Source organism: Shewanella profunda (assembly GCF_023283765.1).
Taxonomy (GTDB): domain Bacteria; phylum Pseudomonadota; class Gammaproteobacteria; order Enterobacterales; family Shewanellaceae; genus Shewanella; species Shewanella profunda.
The window spans coordinates 1-17,350 of record NZ_JAKILG010000049.1 but is presented as its reverse complement, the minus strand read 5'-3'; the positions used below and the strand labels follow the sequence as shown (position 1 = coordinate 17,350).

Genomic DNA, 17,350 nt, shown 5'->3' with positions numbered 1-17,350 from the left:
TCATAGTCGATAAAATAATGATTTATAAATGAGTGTGCTAATTAGACGCCTGTACCTGACAACGGCAGTTTCGTGCATGAGTTGGTTGTTGGTTGCGTGTGGGCCCCAACAGCTTCCTTCCGGTTTGGTTTATTGCTCCGAAGGGAACCCTGAGTCTTTTAATCCGCAGTTGGTGACTTCGGGCACGACTATCGACGCCACATCCCATCAAATCTACAGCCGCTTAGTGGATTATGATACTCAGTCAGGCAATCTTGTTCCGGCCTTGGCGACCAGTTGGTCTATGTCTGAGGATGGCTTAAGTTATCGTTTTACCCTAAGGGAAGATGTCCAATTTCAACATTCATCGCGTTTTACCCCCACTCGCGCCTTTAATGCCGATGATGTGTTATTTTCCTTCAACCGGATCATTAATACTCAACATCCCTATCATTGGGTATCCCGCACTGGCTATCCCTTCTTTCAAAGTATTGGGTTTTCAGAACAAGTAAAGCAGATAGAAAAAGTTAATGACCACGAAATCGTATTTCATTTAGCCCGTAAAGACGCTTCCTTTTTATCTAATCTTGCCACCGACTTTGCCGTGATTTTGTCCGATGAGTATGCCCAGCAACAACTTGCCCTAGGCCACCCACAAAATGTCGATCATTACGCCATTGGTACAGGACCTTTCACGCTAGTTAAGTACGTTAAAAATGAATATATCCGTTATCGTCGCCACCCTGATTTTTGGGGGGAACCCGCGAAGGTCGATATGCTGGTATTTGATATAACCCCTAAAAGCACTGTGCGCCTAGCGAAGCTTATCGCAGGTGATTGCAGTGTATCGGCCCTACCCAAGGCGGGTGAGCTACCTATTATTAGGCAGCATAAAGAGTTAAATATTGAATCTCAACCAGGGCTTAACGTGGCGTTTTGGGCCTTTAATACTCAAAAGCCACCATTGGATGATGTGCGAGTACGTAGCGCCCTAGCCCATGCCGTCGATAAACAAAATATTCTGCGAGCGGTTTATCAAAATACTGCCGTTGAAGCCATAGGTGTATTGCCTCCGGCATCTTGGGCCTACGATAGTAATAAGGGACTTATTGATTACAATCCGCAAAAAGCGCGAGATTTATTGAAAGAGGCGGGCATAAAAAATCTCAGCCTTGATATCTGGGCAATGCCAGTCGCGCGCGCTTATAACCCTAATACGCTTAAAACTGCAGAGTTAATTCAGTCAGATTTAGCCAATGTGGGGGTTAAGGTAAACATTATCAGTTACGACTGGAGCGTGTTTAGCCAACGACTCAGCCGTGATGAATATGATTCGGTATTAATAGGATGGAATGCCGACAACAGCGATCCAGATAACTTTTTCACCCCCTTACTGAGCTGCTCGGCGATGCTGTCGAACAACAATCGCTCCCGCTGGTGTAACCCTGAATTTGATGCCATCTTAGCAAGAGCAAAGGATGTATCAACTCAAGCTGAGCGCAAAGTAATTTATCAGCAAGCTGAAGCCTTTTTAGCCGATCAGATACCTATGTTAAGTTTGGCCCATACGAAACGTGTCGCGTTAACTCGTCACGATATTACAGGTATGCAACTAACCCCCTTTGGTGGGATCTCCTTTGCCCATACCAGTCAAACCCCGCCGGAGACTAATTGATGTTTCGATATCTGCTTCGGCGCCTCAATCTTTTTCTGGCAACTTCCTTTGTAATGATTGGAGTGCTCTTTTGTGCAACCGGATTATTTCCCGTTGAGCGAAGTTTTGCGCTAACAGGGATCCATGCACCTACAACGATTCAAGCTATTAAAATTGAGCAAGACTATCAACTAAACGACAATCAAGCTTGGCAATTTATCGCCTATCTAGAACAAAGGCTGAGCGGTAATTTAGGGGTATCTGTCACCTCACATCAGAGTGTCGCTGAAGAATTAAGTGCTGTACTACCCGCGTCATTTGAGCTCGCCGTGATGGCGGCCATTATCGCCATTGGCTTAGGTGTGCCATTAGGTGTATTGGCGTCTCAGAGTCAACATAAACTTACCCAAAATACGATTATGGCAATCACCTTAACAGGCTACTCTGTGCCCGTTTTTTGGTTAGGTCTCTATTTATCCCTCTGGTTTGGGGTCGATCTCGGATGGTTACCGATTTCAGGACAACTCAATTTGCTATATGAAATAAAACCCATCACAGGTTTTATGCTAATTGATACGTTACTGTCAGAATCTGAATACGGCATGTCAGCCTTTAAAGACGCATTACTGCATATTATTTTGCCCGCGACTACGCTTGCGGTATTACCCTTTACCGTTGTCGTTCGCAGTACGCGCTCGGCGATGGTGAACGTGATGAATCAAACCTTTATCCGTGCTGCTGAGGCCAGGGGCATGCATACTGGCACCATCATTCTACGCCACGCATTACCTAATGCGCTGATCCCTGTGCTTAAACACTTAGGTTTGATGCTTGGCTCTTTTGCCAGTTATGCGATTGTAGTCGAAATGATTTTCTCTTGGCCGGGCGTAGGCTCATGGTTAGTGTCAGGAATTTATCAACGGGATTATACTGTTATTCAAGGTGGTATTCTGGCCGTGGCCCTGTTGATCATCTTTTTAAGTATCTTGATTGAAGTGCTGCATACCGTCTTCAATCCACTGAGCAGAAAAGAACTTTATGCCACCAGTTAAAATTTATCAGGAAGATCAAATCGCCTCCCCTATGATGCGGGTATGGCAAAATTTTTCGGCGAATCCCTTTGCCCTCGCAGGCTTGTGGACGATTGGATTCTTACTGTTACTCACCATTTTTGGACCTATGATTGCGCCATTCGCTCCTGAAACTCAGGATCCGAGAGCATTATTGTTACCGCCTTCATGGGATCCCTCCGGCACTGTTGCACATTTTTTAGGGACGGACGATCTCGGACGCGATATCTTTAGCCGCTTACTCCATGGAGCCCATTTAACCTTTGGTATGGCCCTTTTGATCGTAGCAACAGCACTATTCACGGGTTTTATTATCGGCTCATTATCCGGTATGATGCGCGGCATAAAATCCAGTATTCTCGCTCACTTGCTCGATGCGCTGTTGTCGATCCCTTCACTATTAATGGCGATTTTAGTCGTTGCCGTGATGGGGCCTGGGCTTGATAACGTCTTTTGGGCCGTGGGTATCGCGCTCACCCCTCAATTTGTGCGTTCCATTCATCAATCCGTACATGAAGAATTGCAAAAAGAATACGTTACCGCGGCGCGTTTAGATGGTGCTAACTCTATACAAATTTTTTGGTATGTCATTATGCCAAACGTATGGGAGGTAGTGATAATTCAAACTACCTTAGCCATTTCTGCTGCAATTTTAGATATCGCAGCCCTCGGTTTTTTGAGTTTAGGCGCACAGGCACCAAGCCCAGAATGGGGCGCTATGGTGGCACAGGGCGTAGATAATTTATTGACCGCCCCTTGGACAGTGACTATTCCAGGGTTAGCAATTCTTTTTAGTGTGCTAGCCATTAACTTGGTTGGCGATGGCCTACGGTCGGCGCTTGCGCCCATCAGAAACTAACTTATGCCTTTACTCGACGTACGAAATCTCACGATTGAACTCGATACGCCCCATGGTAGAGTGCGGGCACTCGAAAAAGTCAGCTTGACCCTTAATGCAGGTGAAATCCATGGGTTAGTGGGTGAATCCGGTTCGGGCCGAAGTCTTCTCGCAAGGGCTATTCTTGGCATTCCAGGGCCGAACTGGACTATCACAGCCGATCGCATGATGTGGGATGGTAATAATCTGATGGCCATGACCTCTAAAGAGCGTCGTAATCTTATGGGGTCGGATATGGCGATGATTTTCCAAGATCCTTCCGGCAGCCTTGATCCGGCGCAAACCGTCGGCAGCCAGTTAATGCAAGCCATGCCAAAGAATCCTAAGAGCCATTTCTGGCAACGCCGTAAACATGCACGATTAACCGCGCAAAAATGGCTCCATAAGGTGGGTATCAAACATCCACAGAAAGTCATGTCTAGCTATGCATGGGAACTATCCGAAGGCGAATGCCAAAAGGTGATGATCGCTATGGCTGTTGCCAATCAGCCACGGTTGTTAATTGCCGATGAGCCGACGAACTCTATGGAGCTCAGCACTCAAGCACAAATTTTTCGTTTATTGTCACAGTTAAATCAGCTACAGAATGTATCGATTTTAATCATTAGCCACGAACTTGAAACCCTAGCACAGTGGTGCGATCACTTATCTGTGCTCTATTGCGGGCAAGTGATGGAGTCTGGGCCAACGGCAGATCTCATCGCTCAGCCCTTTCATCCTTATACCAAAGCACTGCTCGATAACATGCCTGACTACTCAGGTATTGAAGCCCATAAGGCAATTATGCCTACTTTGCCAGGTTCAGCTCCGGCACTACAGCATCTTCCAATTGGTTGTCGCTTAGGACCTAGGTGCCCTGAAGCACAAAAGAAATGTGTAAATCAGCCTAATTTAAGTCACCTTAAAGACCGCTATTTTGCCTGTCATTTTCCTTACCACGGCGAAACAACAAATGACGACCCCACTGCTTAAAGTTAACGATCTCTACAAAAGATACGACATGGGTTATAAGGGCTTTTCACGCCAATATAACGATGCATTAGCGCCTGTGTCCTTCGAGCTGAATCGCGGAGAAACCTTAGCTATTGTGGGTGAAGCAGGTTCGGGGAAAAGTACCCTCGCCCGGATCTTAGTTGGCGCAGAACCCCGTAGTGGTGGTGAAATTTTCTTTGAGGGCGAAGCCTTAGATAGCCGTGATATCAAACAACGCTGCCGTTTGATTAGGATGATTTTCCAAGATCCTAACACTTCGCTAAACCCACGTCTGACCATTGGCCAATTGCTCGATGAACCGTTACGTTTTAATACTCAACTCTCGGCTAAAGAGCGCCATAATCAGGTAGTAGATACTCTTAGAAAAGTCGGCCTATTACCCGAACATTCGGATTTTTATCCGCATATGATCTCTGAAGGCCAAAAACAACGGGTTGCCGTTGCTAGGGCTTTAATGCTAAATCCTAAGATCATCATCGCCGATGAAGCCTTGACTGCATTGGATCTTTCTGTACGTTCACAAATTCTCAATTTACTCTTAAGACTACAAAAAGATCTCGGCTTGTCTTACATTTTCGTTTCCCATAATCTCAACATCATTCGCCATGTTAGCGATAAAATTATGGTACTACATAAGGGTGTGATGGTTGAAAAAGCACCTACAGAACAGATATTTAACTCACCACAACATGAATACACCCAAAGACTAGTCCAAGAGCAGAGCCTGTTTGTCCACAAGCGTTAAACTGCTCCAACCACTTAAATAATCAGGCGAATTGGCTAAAAATAGATGCCATTTACCCGCCGAAATATTTATCCTATTGGTCATTTTGATAGAAGAAGCTTAAACATGATTATCAAACCAAAAATTCGTGGATTTATTTGTACCACTACACACCCTGTCGGTTGTGAAGCAAACGTTCAAGAACAAATCAACCTAACCAAAGCCAAAGGTAAAATCACTAACGGCCCTAAAAAGGTGTTAGTGGTGGGTTCATCAAGTGGCTATGGTCTTTCTTCACGTATTGCAGCCGCCTTCGGTAGTGATGCTGCAACTATTGGCGTGTTCTTCGAAAAACCGGCCACAGAAGCTAAACCAGGCACTGCGGGTTGGTACAACTCCGCCGCATTCGATAAATTTGCTAAAGCTGAAGGTTTATATTCTAAGAGCATTAACTGCGATGCCTTTAGCCATGAAGCTAAGCAAAAAGTTATCGAGCTTATCAAGCAAGATCTCGGTGAAATCGACATGGTCGTTTACTCACTGGCATCACCAGTGCGTAGATTACCTGATTCAGGAGAAGTCATTCGTTCGGCATTAAAACCAATTGGTGAAACTTATACAGCGACTGCGGTTGATACCAATAAAGATTGCATTATCGAAGCGACCGTAGAGCCCGCCACTGAGCAAGAAATTGCCGATACTGTAACGGTTATGGGTGGCGAAGATTGGGAACTGTGGATCAAAGCCTTGTCTGAAGCGGGCGTTTTAGCTGATAGCTGCAAAACCGTTGCTTACAGCTACATAGGTACAGAACTCACTTGGCCAATTTACTGGCACGGTGCCCTTGGCAAAGCCAAAATGGATTTAGATCGCGCAGCGAAAGCCTTAAATGAACAGTTATCGGCTAAAGGCGGCAGCGCTAACGTTGCTGTACTTAAGAGCGTCGTTACTCAAGCGAGTTCCGCTATTCCTGTAATGCCGCTGTATATTGCTATGGTATTCAAGAAAATGCGTCAAGAAGGTCTCCATGAAGGTTGTATGGAGCAAATCTACCGTATGTTCAGCGAGCGTCTATTCCGTGCCGATGGTGCTAAGCCAGAAACCGACAGCGACAATCGCTTACGTTTAGATGATTGGGAACTGCGTGAAGATATTCAGCAACACTGTCGTAATTTGTGGCCACAAGTGACCACAGAAAACTTATCAGAATTGACTGATTATCGTGAATACAAAGCAGAATTCATTAAGTTATTTGGCTTTGGTATCGAAGGGATTGATTACGATGCCGACGTTAACCCATACGTTGAGTTTGACGTTATCGAACTCTAATCGATTCCGATTCTCATTGCTGCTTATCACAACGTTAAACGCCACTTTTTAGTGGCGTTTTTATTTATCGCAGATCCAGATACTGTAAAAGATATCCTTAAACCTCATCGACGACAAAAACAAAAATGCCAAGAGATCTCTCTTGGCATTTTTTATTTAGTTTGACCTTATAAAGAGGATAAGAAGTAAGCTCTCTATATCCTCACTTCAATCAACCTTCAACGGGATAAAGTACCTTGGCATTCGCTTTTAATGACTCAATCAAGCCACGGTAATCCGCTTCACTGTATTGTGCATTTAAACGTTGTTGAAGTGCATTAACGAGTTCATCGCTTACAGACTCTGCAGCATTTACTTTATCTAATGCAATCACAGCATAGCCATTAGCAAGGCCAACAGTCTCAACCACAGGAGCCGCACTTGGAGTTGGCATTTGGAAAGCCTTACCCACAATGGCAGTATCGATCTCTTGCTCACCACGACCAAGTTTTACTTTGGTGATTAAGGCTACATCAGCGGCATGTGCTTGTACTTGTGCCACTAATTCTTGTGCCTTAACACGGGCAGCATCATTTGCTTGCTCTTGCTTCAAACGGTCAATAATGTCAGTGCTGACTTTGTCCAATGGCAAAGTCCCCGCATCACGGTGTTCTTTAACACGAACCACCACCACATGATTAGGCTCAAGCTCAATCACTTCACTATTTAAGCCTTTTAACTTAACAGTATCGGAGAAAGCGGCCTTCACAAAATCAGGTTTATTGAGCCCCTCAGGTGCATCATCGCGCGAGAATAGAGGCGTGGTTTTAACTGGCACACCAACAACTTTTGCAGTTTCAGCTAAAGTGTCAGGAACTTCATAGCTGGTATCCGCTAACTTACTTTGCAGACTGTAGAACTGATCCACCGCTTTCTTATCCTGCAACTGAGCTACAATTTTGGCTTTGACATCGGCAAATGGCACTGTCGCGCCAGCCTGTATATCCAGTAATTTGATAATATGGTAACCAAAGCCTGTTTTAACAACCGCAGAATGCTCACCTTTATTGAGTGCGAATAAAGCCGCATCAAAGGTAGGTTCCATCACACCGGGCTCAAACCACTCCAGTTTTCCACCCTGCTCTGCACTTAACCTATCGTCGGAATTAGCTTTAGCAAGTTCCGCAAAATCGGCACCATTATCCAATTGCTTGGCTAAATCGGTAGCTTTGGCTGCAGCATCGTCGTGATCTGAATTAATGAGGATGTGGGCTGCTAAACGCTTCTCGCTAGCCACATATTGAGTTTTATGTTCATCATAGTAAGCTTGTGCCTCTTCGTCGGTAACTGGGCTATTTTTAGCAAAGTCGGCGGCGTTTAGCTCAACATACTCTAGGCTTACCTTTTCTGGGCTCATAAATTGCCCTTGGTTCGCATCGTAGTAATTTTTCACTTGTTCATCGGTCACAGTCGCATTCGCTAAAAATGGTGCAGAATCCACCACTAAGTAACGAATATCGCGAGTTTGGCCTTGTAGCTCAGCCAGTTGCTTAGCTTCGCCTGGTAACACAAATTCAGTACCCACAAGGGCGGCAGTTAACTGACGACGTGTCATATCAACACGCATCATATTTCTAAAGCCTTGCGGTTGGTAACCTAACTGACGCAAAATCGCTTGATAACGCTCATTATCAAACTTGCCATCGGTTTGAAACGCTGGTTCTAATTTTATGGCAGCAATAATTTGCTCATCAGAAACTCTAAGGCCCATTGCGGTTGCCGCTTGGTCGATAAGTTTATCGGCAACTAAACGCTCTAATACGCTCTGCTTTATACTTTCTAGGTATCTTTCGTCAGCAGATAACGCAGCAAACATCTCACCCAGTTGTTGCTCCATACGAGAGCGTTCACTCTGATACGCTTGCTCTAACTCGGCTTTAGTGATCTTGTCACCGTTGACTTCTGCTGCGGGTACGTCAGTAGTTGAGCCTAAATAACTACTCACACCTGCAAATGCAAAAGATAAAATCACAAGTACGAGAATGCTTTTAGCAATCACGCCTTGCGAACCGTCGCGGATCTTCTCTAACATCAGATTTCTCGCTTGTTGCGATTAACAAAATAAAAAGGCGCATCAGGTTGAGATGCGCCTTTCTGTAATTTATGGGGATGATTCAGACGCTACCACAGGTAAGTGCTAAAACCCCGAGTAATGGTAGAAAATAACCTTCAAAATCCATTACTTTCAATTCGTAAAAAGCACTGATTAAACAGTGCTTGTATATTACGAACGCCTTACAAAGGCTACGATATCAAAAATTAATTGACAGCGTCTTTCAGAGCTTTACCTGCTTTAAATGCAGGAATTTTTGCTGCTGCGATTTTGATTTCTTCACCCGTTTGTGGGTTGCGACCAGTACGCTCAGCGCGCTCACGCACTTCAAAAGTACCAAAACCAACAAGAGAAATTTTATCACCTTCTTTCAGACCTTCGGTCACTGCAGCGATAAAAGAATCCAGTGCACGGCCAGCAGCGGCTTTAGAAATATCAGCACCAGAAGCAATTTTCTCGATTAGTTCAGATTTGTTCATGTCATCCCCTTGAATGTAATTTTTTTGCGCCGCAACCAAATCCGTCTCTAGAGCGGTCTGCGGAGGCTTTTATAACAAGCTTGAATTCAAAGTTCAAGCTGAGTTCGAAAACCAAAGAAATAAAACTGGATACAGCTCAAAGCCAGTTGCGCCAAGGGCTTGGAGCAGCTGGCTCTCCACAGACCTAGGCTACCACAGGTCTGCGCTTTGTTAAGCCCCTTTTTTCACTTTTTTTAGCTTGATAGCGCATTTTCTTGCGTTATGCCAAGTTTTTAACCACTTCGAAGCCTTCAACGGGTCTTTCTAAGGCCAGTTTTAACACTTCATCGACCCAACGCACAGGACGGATTTCTAAATCGGCAATCACATTGGCAGGAATTTCTTCCAAATCACGCTCGTTTTCTTTGGGGATCAGTACCAGTTTGATTCCACCGCGGTGTGCTGCTAACAGTTTTTCTTTCAAACCACCGATAGGTAACACTTCACCACGTAAGGTAATTTCCCCTGTCATGGCCACATCAGCACGTACAGGATTGCCCGTTAAGCTTGAAACTAAAGCAGTACACATTGCCGCACCCGCAGATGGACCATCTTTAGGTGTTGCCCCTTCTGGTACATGTACGTGAATATCACGCTTCTCGTAAAAGTCTGCATTAATGCCTAGTTGTTCTGCTCGGGCACGAACCACTGTCATCGCTGCTTGAATCGACTCTTGCATCACGTCGCCAAGGGAACCTGTATAGGTCAACTTACCTTTACCCGGAACCGATGTTGCTTCAATCGTCAGTAAATCACCGCCGACTTGCGTCCAAGCTAAACCCGTCACTTGACCAATTTGGTTTTTCGACTCAGCTTTGCCGTAATCGAAACGCTGTACTCCGAGGAATGACTTCAAGTTCTCTTGGTTAACTGTCACAGATTTAACTGACTTATCCAGCAAGATCATTTTCACAACCTTACGGCAAATCTTAGATAATTCACGTTCGAGTGAACGCACGCCCGCTTCACGTGTGTAGTAACGAATAATGCCGACAATCGCACTGTCATCAACATGTATTTCATTAGCTTTAAGGCCGTTACGCTCGATTTGCTTATTCAGCAAATGTTGCTTAGCAATATTCAGCTTCTCGTCTTCGGTATAACCAGACAGACGGATCACTTCCATACGGTCTAGAAGCGGCCCCGGAATGTCCATCGAGTTAGACGTTGCTACAAACATCACATCTGACAAGTCATAATCGACTTCGAGGTAATGATCGTTAAAGGTCGCGTTTTGCTCAGGATCTAGCACTTCCAGTAATGCAGAAGCCGGATCGCCGCGCATATCTGAGCTCATCTTGTCGATCTCATCGAGCAAGAATAAGGGGTTTTTCACGCCGACTTTGGCCATCTTTTGAATGACCTTACCCGGCATAGAGCCGATGTAGGTGCGACGATGACCACGAATTTCCGCTTCATCACGTACGCCACCCAGTGCGACACGCACGTATTTACGGCCAGTCGCTTTAGCAATCGATTGACCTAGTGAGGTTTTACCCACACCTGGTGGGCCAACTAAACACAGGATTGGTCCTTTAAGCTGACGTACTCTGCTCTGTACTGCCAAATATTCCAAGATGCGTTCTTTCACTTTCTCAAGACCATAGTGATCGGTATCGAGTACTTCTTGGGCTTTAGCTAAATCACGTTTGATTTTAGAACGTTGACTCCAAGGAACAGAGGTCATCCAATCCACATAACTGCGAACAACTGTCGCTTCAGCGGACATCGGCGACATCATTCGGAGCTTGTTGAGCTCGGCGAGGGCTTTTTCTTTAGCCTCTACGGGCATATTGGCTTCTTCAATCTTACGATTTAAGGCTTCAAACTCGTCATGGCCTTCGTCTAAGTCACCCAGTTCTTTTTGGATGGCTTTCATCTGTTCATTCAGATAATACTCACGCTGGCTCTTTTCCATCTGTTTTTTAACGCGGGTTCGGATACGTTTCTCAACCTGTAACAGGTCGATCTCCGATTCCATCATCGCCATTAAATATTCCAGACGCTCACCGACGTTGATCATCTCAAGCACAGATTGCTTATCTTCAAGCTTAAGTGGCATGTGTGCGGCCATAGTATCGGCCAGACGCGCCGCTTCATCGATACCCGATAAAGAGGTCAAGACTTCTGGCGGGATCTTTTTGTTCAGTTTGATATAACCTTCAAACTGACCAATGGCACTGCGCACTAACACTTCTTCTTCTTTGTCTTCCAAAGGCTCTGATTCAAGATACTCAGCCTTAGCCACAAAGAATTCTGTCTCTTGGGTATAATGGGTAATTTTGGCGCGACGACCACCTTCAACAAGAACTTTTACCGTACCATCTGGCAATTTCAACAACTGCAAAATAGAGGCGACGGTACCGATGTCAAAGATATCGTCTTTGGTAGGTTCATCTAACTCGGCATCACGCTGAGCCACTAAAATAATTTGTTTATCCTGAGCCATTGCCGTTTCGAGACAACGAATAGACTTCTCTCGGCCAACGAATAACGGAATTACCATATGGGGATAGACCACCACATCTCGCAGTGGCAGCACGGGGAGTTCGATATGCGCTTCACGCTCTAGGGTCATAGTTCGATTCCGTTTTGGTGAATGGGATTGATAATGGAGTATATTGGGACGGTTTATTGAGTTTCAATGGTCAATACGAAAAAAGGAGCCCAATGGACTCCTTGTTTTTCAAATTATTAGCAATCAGTACAATTATTGTTCGCCAGACGCAGCTTGAGTCTCATTGCGCTCATAAATCAGGATAGGGGCAGATTCACCATTTACCACGGATTCATCCACAACCGCCTTCACCACACCGTCAACGGATGGGATATCGTACATAGTATCCAGCAGAATACTTTCAACGATGGAGCGTAGACCACGGGCTCCCGTCTTACGCGACATGGCTTTATGGGCTATGGCTTTGAGTGCATCTTCACGGAACTCGAGCTCTACGCCTTCCATCTCAAATAACGCGCTGTATTGCTTTGTCAGGGCATTTTTAGGTTGAGATAAAATTTGCACTAAGGCTTCTTCATCAAGTTCTGTCAGCGTTGCAACTACGGGCAAACGGCCAATAAACTCAGGGATAAGGCCGTATTTCACCAGATCGCCAGGCTCAACTTGAGATAAGGTTTCAGAAATCGTCGCCTTCTCTTTTTCGCCTTTAACCTGAGCACCAAAACCAATACCAGAACCAACATGTGCACGTTGTTCGATCACTTTCTCAAGACCTGCGAAAGCACCACCACAGATAAACAGGATCTTAGAAGTATCGACTTGTAAGAATTCTTGCTGCGGATGCTTACGGCCACCTTGGGGTGGAACTGCGGCAACAGTCCCTTCAATCAGCTTGAGCAGCGCTTGCTGCACACCTTCACCCGAGACGTCACGGGTGATCGATGGATTGTCGGATTTACGGCTGATTTTATCGATTTCGTCGATATAAACGATACCACGCTGGGCTTTTTCAACATCGTAATCGCATTTTTGCAGCAATTTTTGAATGATGTTCTCAACGTCCTCACCGACATAACCCGCTTCGGTTAAGGTGGTTGCATCAGCCATAGTGAAAGGCACGTTTAAAGAGCGTGCTAGCGTCTCAGCCAGTAGGGTTTTACCACTCCCTGTTGGGCCAATCAGCAAAATGTTACTCTTGCCCAATTCAACACCATCTTTAGGTGATGAATTTTTTAAGCGTTTATAGTGGTTATAGACCGCCACAGAGAGTACTTTTTTCGCTCTGTCCTGACCAATCACATAATCGTCTAAATGCGCCCGCAACTCATGTGGCGTTGGCAATTTATCGCTATCACGTTTTGGAGAGATCTCTTTAATCTCTTCACGAATAATATCGTTGCATAATTCAACGCATTCGTCGCATACGTATACTGATGGGCCAGCAATGAGTTTTCTCACTTCATGCTGGCTCTTACCGCAAAAAGAGCAGTACAGCAATTTACCGCTGTCACCATTATTTTTGTTGTCGCCCATTAATTACCTCATTTGCAGTCTGCTCTACTGCCAGTCTTAAATTTGCTTAACCTTTCACAGAGCATAGCCCAGTCAAAAGCAAAAATCAGCTTCGCTTGGTCATCACAGAGTCAACTAAGCCATATTCGACGGCTTGAGTTGCGCTCATAAAGTTATCGCGATCGGTATCGCGCTCAATCACTTCGAGCGGTTGGCCTGTGTGTTCGGCGAGCATTAGATTCAGTTTATGCTTTATGCCTAAGATTTCTTGGGCATGAATAGCGATATCAGAAGCTTGACCCTGAAAACCACCCAGTGGTTGATGGATCATTACCCGAGAGTTAGGTAAGCAGAACCGTTTACCTTTCTCGCCACCCGCTAACAAAAACGCACCCATGCTGGCCGCTTGACCAATACAAACTGTGCTCACGTTTGGCTTAATAAATTGCATAGTATCATATATCGCCATACCAGCTGTTACTGAACCACCGGGTGAATTAATGTATAAAAAAATGTCTTTATCGGGACTTTCTGATTCTAAGAATAACAACTGCGCCACAATCAAATTGGCCATATGTTCTTCAACTTGACCTACCAAAAAGATGATCCGCTCTTTCAACAAACGAGAATAAATATCGTATGAGCGTTCACCCTTAGCGGTCTGTTCTATTACCATTGGCACTAGAGCGTTTTGTATATCTGACGCATTATGCATTATTCACTTCCCTAAATAAAAATGGCTCGCATGAGGAGCCTCATACGAGCCATTATAAATGGCGAACAGCTAATCAAGTCAAGCTTAGCTTATGCGCGACCAGTAGCCTTGTTCATAAATTCTTCAAAAGCGACTTCTTTTTCGGTCACTTTGGCAGATTTTAACAGTGCTTCAACTGCTTGCTCTTCTAGAGCAACGTTACGCATGTTTTGCATCAGCTCTTTGTTGCTGTTGTAATAAGCAACGACTTCACTTGGATCTTCATAGGCAGAAGCCATAGAAGCGATCAAGCCTTGTACACGTTCATCTTCTGCTTTCAGTTCGTTAGTCTTGATGACTTCGCCTAATAGCAGACCGATTTTAACGCGACGTGCCGCTTGTTCAGTGAACAATTCAGCTGGTAGTTCTGGCATGTTAGCCGTTTGGCCGCCAAAACGTTGCATCGCTTGTTGACGTAATACGTTAACTTCACCATCAATCAGTGCTTTTGGCAGCTCGATGTCGTTGTTTGCTAATAAACCAGTGATCACTTGCTCTTTCACATTAGCTTTTAACGCTTGTTCAAGTTCACGATTCATATTTTTACGGATTTCAGTTTTCAGTGCTTCTAAACCACCTTCACTGATACCAAACAGTGATGCAAACTCATCGTTCACTTCTGGCAGGTTAGCTGCTTGAACTTCAGTCAACGTAATCGCAAACTTAGCCGCTTTACCTTTCAGATTTTCAGCGTGATATTCTTCTGGGAATGTCACGTCGATAACAAATTCTTCACCTGCTTTGTGACCTAAGATACCCGCTTCAAAACCAGGGATCATACGGCCGCTACCTAATTGCAGTTCGAAATCTTCAGCTTTACCGCCTTCAAATTCTTCACCATCAACAGAGCCAACAAAGTTCATTTTCACTTTGTCGCCATCAGCAGCTTCACGCTCAACAGCCGCGAAAGTCGCATGTTGTTTACGTAAGGTTTCGATCATAGTGTCAACGTCAGCGTCAGTTACTTCAGCTTTGGGTTGCTCTACTTCGATTGCATCTAAGCCTTTTAACTCAACTTCTGGGTAGATTTCAAAGGTAGCGATGAATTCAAATTTTTCGCCATCAGTTGAACCAGGAATAAAAGTTGGAGCACCGGCTGGATTTAACTTTTCAGCGATGATGGCTTCAATGAAGTTACGTTGCATCACTTCACCAGTGATATCTTGACGAATTGCAGCGCCGTAACGTTTGTTTATTACAGTGACAGGCACTTTACCAGGACGGAAACCTGGGATACGAGCACGCTTAGCTTCACGTTGTAAACTGTCTTTAACCAGCTTTTCAATTTGTTCCGCAGGAACAGAAATGGTTAGGCGACGCTCTAGGCCTTGGGTTGCTTCAACAGAAACTTGCATTGTTTTACCTCGAAATTTGTCTAACGTCCTTTGTAATAGCCGAGTCATCAACTATTCAGGTATTCGTTTCTTGATCATTAAATTTGACTACAATGCCCACCACTACTGGCTTTTGGCACAGGTCGCTCATAGTTGATATCTATCAAGACGCGACATTATAGCCACCGTTTTCTGCAGAGTCGAGCCTCAACAGCCGAATCTGAGGTATAAAAAAAGCGACCCAAGGTCGCTTTTTTTATTTTGTACTCAAAGTACTAAAAATGGGGTGACTGATGGGGCTCGAACCCACGACAACCGGAATCACAATCCGGGACTCTACCAACTGAGCTACAATCACCACTGAAACTGGTACGCCCGGCAGGATTCGAACCTGCGACCACCCGCTTAGAAGGCGGGTGCTCTATCCAACTGAGCTACGGGCGCATGGTGTACAGAATATTCTGCATCCTAACTGGCGTTGGATAGCATTTGGCTATCCATATTATTCGCTTATTGGGTTCGATTAAAAACCGAGGGCAAATAACTAAAGGTGGTCGGTGATAGAGGATTCGAACCTCTGACCCTCTGGTCCCAAACCAGATGCGCTACCGGACTGCGCTAATCACCGAAGGTCTTACTTTATTTGGCACTAACTCAGAGGGTTTCCTCTGGTCCGCTATCATCCAAAATCTGGATGCGCTACCGGACTGCGCTAATCACCGAAGGTCGCAAATTAATTCATACTTATAAGCTACTAGATAAGTATGTCTGAGAACGGAGCGCATCTTATCCCCTCACTTTACACCCGTCAACGATTTTTTTATTGTTCGACTCTAGGTGCTGAATTATCAGGCTAATCTATTTTTTTTATCCACTTGGCGACGGCTTTAACCATGACACAGTAGCTGGGCCCTGTTAAAATAGCCGCGATTGCCAATCTCTGTGTTAACTACCGTTTTAACCATCGCCCATATAAAGGATATCCTACACCCATGACAGCCCAAATAATCGACGGCAAGGCGATTGCTCAATCCATCCGCACTCACCTTCGTGAAAAAGTCACCGCCCGCAAAGAGGCTGGACAACGTGTACCGGGTTTAGCCGTAGTATTAGTGGGAGCCGATCCGGCATCACAAGTATATGTTGGAAGCAAACGTAAGGCCTGTGAAGAAGTTGGATTTATTTCTCGTTCATACGATTTAGAAACAAGCTGCACTGAAGATGAATTACTGAGCCTTATTGATAGTCTTAATGAAGATCCCACAATCGATGGCATCTTAGTGCAACTCCCATTACCAGCGCATATCGAAGATTCAAAAGTCATCGAACGTATCCGCCCCGATAAAGACGTCGATGGATTTCACCCGTATAACGTTGGCCGTTTAGCCCAGCGTATTCCGGTGCTGCGCTCTTGCACCCCCATGGGCATAATGACCCTCATCAAATCCACCGGCGTTGATACCTATGGTTTAGATGCTGTTGTGGTTGGTGCATCCAATATTGTCGGCCGTCCTATGACGTTAGAGTTGCTGCTGGCTGGCTGCACCACCACCACTTGCCACCGCTTCACTAAGAATCTCGAGCAAAAAATCCGTCAGGCAGATCTCGTGGTCGTCGCGGTAGGCAAACCCGGCTTTATTCCTGGCGAGTGGATCAAACCCGGCGCGATTGTAATTGATGTGGGCATTAACCGTTTAGATAACGGCACCTTAGTCGGCGATGTGCAATATGAAGTGGCAGCGCAAAATGCCAGCTTTATCACTCCGGTTCCCGGCGGTGTGGGCCCGATGACAATTGCGAGTCTATTAGAAAATACCTTATACGCAGCCGAGCAGTATCATGACTAGGTTCTAGGTTCTAGGTTCTAGGTTCTAGGTTCTAGGTTCTAGGTTCTAGGTTCGGCAAGCATAAAAAAACCTGCATCATGCCTGTCTCTTATACACAAATCCCCCGATAAATTCGGGGGATTTTTTTGAACTCGCGCTGATGTTGTTGATCTGATCTACAAAACAACTTTAGGCGCACGCTATGAATT

General features: G+C 45.2%; 13 protein-coding genes and 3 tRNA genes. 7 read left to right on the top strand and 9 right to left on the bottom strand.

Annotated features, from left to right (window positions below):
- Nucleotides 1–28: 28 nt before the first annotated feature.
- The 6 genes from L2744_RS18110 to fabV all read left to right on the top strand — a co-directional run bounded on the left by L2744_RS18110 (nt 29) and on the right by fabV (nt 6,647).
- Nucleotides 29–1,654, top strand: coding sequence for an ABC transporter substrate-binding protein (locus L2744_RS18110; RefSeq protein WP_248993217.1), 1,626 nt, complete (start codon nt 29–31; stop codon nt 1,652–1,654).
- Nucleotides 1,654–2,685: an ABC transporter permease gene (locus L2744_RS18105; protein WP_248993216.1), complete on the top strand. Its 1,032-nt coding sequence runs from the start codon at nt 1,654–1,656 to the stop codon at nt 2,683–2,685. Before L2744_RS18110 ends, L2744_RS18105 begins: the two co-directional genes overlap by 1 nt.
- Nucleotides 2,672–3,562, top strand: a complete 891-nt coding sequence (locus L2744_RS18100) for an ABC transporter permease subunit (protein WP_248993215.1) — start codon at nt 2,672–2,674, stop codon at nt 3,560–3,562. Before L2744_RS18105 ends, L2744_RS18100 begins: the two co-directional genes overlap by 14 nt.
- Nucleotides 3,563–3,565: 3 nt before the next feature.
- Nucleotides 3,566–4,573, top strand: coding sequence for a peptide ABC transporter ATP-binding protein (locus tag L2744_RS18095; RefSeq protein ID WP_248993214.1), 1,008 nt, complete (start codon nt 3,566–3,568; stop codon nt 4,571–4,573).
- Nucleotides 4,554–5,339, top strand: coding sequence for a peptide ABC transporter ATP-binding protein (locus tag L2744_RS18090; protein ID WP_248993213.1), 786 nt, complete (start codon nt 4,554–4,556; stop codon nt 5,337–5,339). The genes L2744_RS18095 and L2744_RS18090 overlap by 20 nt, the downstream gene beginning before the upstream one ends.
- A 105-nt stretch (nt 5,340–5,444) precedes the next feature.
- Complete coding sequence (gene fabV / locus L2744_RS18085; protein WP_248993212.1) at nt 5,445–6,647, top strand: enoyl-ACP reductase FabV; 1,203 nt, start codon at nt 5,445–5,447, stop codon at nt 6,645–6,647.
- A gap of 211 nt (nt 6,648–6,858) precedes the next feature.
- On the opposite strand, the gene L2744_RS18080 is transcribed toward fabV, so the two are convergent.
- The 9 genes from L2744_RS18080 to L2744_RS18040 all read right to left on the bottom strand — a co-directional run bounded on the left by L2744_RS18080 (nt 6,859) and on the right by L2744_RS18040 (nt 15,943).
- Nucleotides 6,859–8,718 carry a SurA N-terminal domain-containing protein gene (locus L2744_RS18080; protein ID WP_248993211.1) on the bottom strand — a complete coding sequence of 620 codons (1,860 nt, stop codon included), beginning with the start codon at nt 8,716–8,718 and terminating at the stop codon, nt 6,859–6,861.
- Between the two features lie 227 nt (nt 8,719–8,945).
- Nucleotides 8,946–9,233: a nucleoid-associated protein HU-beta gene (hupB, locus tag L2744_RS18075; RefSeq protein ID WP_255211589.1), complete on the bottom strand. Its 288-nt coding sequence runs from the start codon at nt 9,231–9,233 to the stop codon at nt 8,946–8,948.
- 244 nt (nt 9,234–9,477) lie between these two features.
- Nucleotides 9,478–11,835 carry an endopeptidase La gene (gene lon, locus L2744_RS18070; protein ID WP_248993210.1) on the bottom strand — a complete coding sequence of 786 codons (2,358 nt, stop codon included), beginning with the start codon at nt 11,833–11,835 and terminating at the stop codon, nt 9,478–9,480.
- 132 nt (nt 11,836–11,967) lie between these two features.
- Entirely contained in the window at nt 11,968–13,248 is a 1,281-nt protein-coding gene (gene clpX / locus L2744_RS18065) for an ATP-dependent protease ATP-binding subunit ClpX (RefSeq protein WP_248993209.1), read from the bottom strand.
- A gap of 85 nt (nt 13,249–13,333) precedes the next feature.
- On the bottom strand, nt 13,334–13,942 hold the full coding sequence (gene clpP / locus L2744_RS18060) for an ATP-dependent Clp endopeptidase proteolytic subunit ClpP (RefSeq protein WP_248993208.1): 609 nt from the start codon (nt 13,940–13,942) through the stop codon (nt 13,334–13,336).
- 89 nt (nt 13,943–14,031) lie between these two features.
- On the bottom strand, nt 14,032–15,336 hold the full coding sequence (gene tig, locus L2744_RS18055; protein ID WP_248993207.1) for a trigger factor: 1,305 nt from the start codon (nt 15,334–15,336) through the stop codon (nt 14,032–14,034).
- Nucleotides 15,337–15,597: 261 nt separating this feature from the next.
- Nucleotides 15,598–15,673, bottom strand: a tRNA-His gene (locus L2744_RS18050).
- Nucleotides 15,674–15,682: 9 nt separating this feature from the next.
- A tRNA-Arg gene (locus L2744_RS18045) sits at nt 15,683–15,759 on the bottom strand.
- A gap of 107 nt (nt 15,760–15,866) precedes the next feature.
- A tRNA-Pro gene (locus L2744_RS18040) sits at nt 15,867–15,943 on the bottom strand.
- Between the two features lie 364 nt (nt 15,944–16,307).
- Here L2744_RS18040 and folD point away from each other — a divergent pair.
- Nucleotides 16,308–17,162 (top strand): bifunctional methylenetetrahydrofolate dehydrogenase/methenyltetrahydrofolate cyclohydrolase FolD, encoded by an 855-nt coding sequence (gene folD / locus L2744_RS18035; protein ID WP_248993206.1) that lies wholly within the window; start codon nt 16,308–16,310, stop codon nt 17,160–17,162.
- Nucleotides 17,163–17,350: the final 188 nt, after the last annotated feature.

Coding starts and splice junctions, on each gene's coding strand:
- tig (WP_248993207.1), bottom strand. CDS start 15,336: ATGCAAGTTTCTGTTGAAGCAACCCAAGGCCTAGAGCGTCGCCTAACC.
- L2744_RS18100 (WP_248993215.1), top strand. CDS start 2,672: ATGCCACCAGTTAAAATTTATCAGGAAGATCAAATCGCCTCCCCTATG.
- L2744_RS18090 (WP_248993213.1), top strand. CDS start 4,554: ATGACGACCCCACTGCTTAAAGTTAACGATCTCTACAAAAGATACGAC.
- L2744_RS18095 (WP_248993214.1), top strand. CDS start 3,566: ATGCCTTTACTCGACGTACGAAATCTCACGATTGAACTCGATACGCCC.
- folD (WP_248993206.1), top strand. CDS start 16,308: ATGACAGCCCAAATAATCGACGGCAAGGCGATTGCTCAATCCATCCGC.
- clpP (WP_248993208.1), bottom strand. CDS start 13,942: ATGCATAATGCGTCAGATATACAAAACGCTCTAGTGCCAATGGTAATA.
- fabV (WP_248993212.1), top strand. CDS start 5,445: ATGATTATCAAACCAAAAATTCGTGGATTTATTTGTACCACTACACAC.
- L2744_RS18110 (WP_248993217.1), top strand. CDS start 29: ATGAGTGTGCTAATTAGACGCCTGTACCTGACAACGGCAGTTTCGTGC.
- L2744_RS18080 (WP_248993211.1), bottom strand. CDS start 8,718: ATGTTAGAGAAGATCCGCGACGGTTCGCAAGGCGTGATTGCTAAAAGC.
- clpX (WP_248993209.1), bottom strand. CDS start 13,248: ATGGGCGACAACAAAAATAATGGTGACAGCGGTAAATTGCTGTACTGC.
- L2744_RS18105 (WP_248993216.1), top strand. CDS start 1,654: ATGTTTCGATATCTGCTTCGGCGCCTCAATCTTTTTCTGGCAACTTCC.
- lon (WP_248993210.1), bottom strand. CDS start 11,835: ATGACCCTAGAGCGTGAAGCGCATATCGAACTCCCCGTGCTGCCACTG.